The sequence below is a fragment of the Psychrobacter sp. 1U2 genome, assembly GCF_051847575.1.
In genome coordinates, this window is the sequence record NZ_JBPYDC010000754.1 from 1 (window position 1) to 852 (window position 852).

The window sequence follows — 852 nt, forward strand, 5'->3', positions numbered from 1 at the left end:
CAGTAGTGATGTAGACCTTGATGAAAATCCAATGCCTTCATTCAGTACAGAAGTCGGTTTTGATAATATGGCAGGGGGTATATTTAGTAGTGCGGTCGGTAGTAAAAATCAAGCAATGCACGATGGCAGCAATGCTCTAGGTTATAATAACAAGGCATTCGGTCATCAAAGCAGTGCTGTGGGTAGTAACAATAACGCGCAGACTTGGGGAACTAGTGCGATAGGCAATGGCAATGCAGCATTAGAAGAATATAGCATCGCAATAGGTAATGGTAATGTCGCAGAGGGTGGTTGGAGCAATGCGCTGGGTCGTGGCAATGCTACATCAGGGTATTATAGCAGTGCATTGGGTAATGAGAATACTGCTTCAGGTGAAAACAGCAGTGCCGTAGGTTATATCAATGATGCATCGGGTGAAAACAGCAGTGCGGTAGGGGCTAATAATAAAGCAGAAGGTACTGATAGCAGTGCAGTAGGTCATAATAATACTGCAAGCGGTCCCTTGAGTAGTGCCGTAGGTAACGGTAATACTGCATCGGGCAATAGTAGCAGTGCGGTAGGTTTCGGTAATGAAGCATTATTTACAAACAGTAGTGCAGTGGGTAATAGCAATACCGCACGGAGTAGATACAGCAGTGCGGTGGGTTATAACAATATCACATCGAGTAGGGACAGCAGTGCTATAGGTAATAAAAATCAGGCGTTGGAGGAACATAGCAGTGCGGTGGGTTTTAGCAATACAGCAGTGGGCTTGTTAAGCAGTGCGGTGGGTTCTAACAATACCGCATCGAGTGAATATAGCAGTGCGATGGGGGCTTTTAATGAAGCATCAGGTGATGGTAGCAGTGCAGT

Annotated in this window: 1 pseudogene; it reads left to right on the forward strand. The window is 45.5% G+C overall.

Going from position 1 to position 852, the window contains the following annotated elements:
• Positions 1–852 (forward strand): annotated as a pseudogene (locus ACS8FD_RS18540) (ESPR-type extended signal peptide-containing protein); the annotation flags it as partial.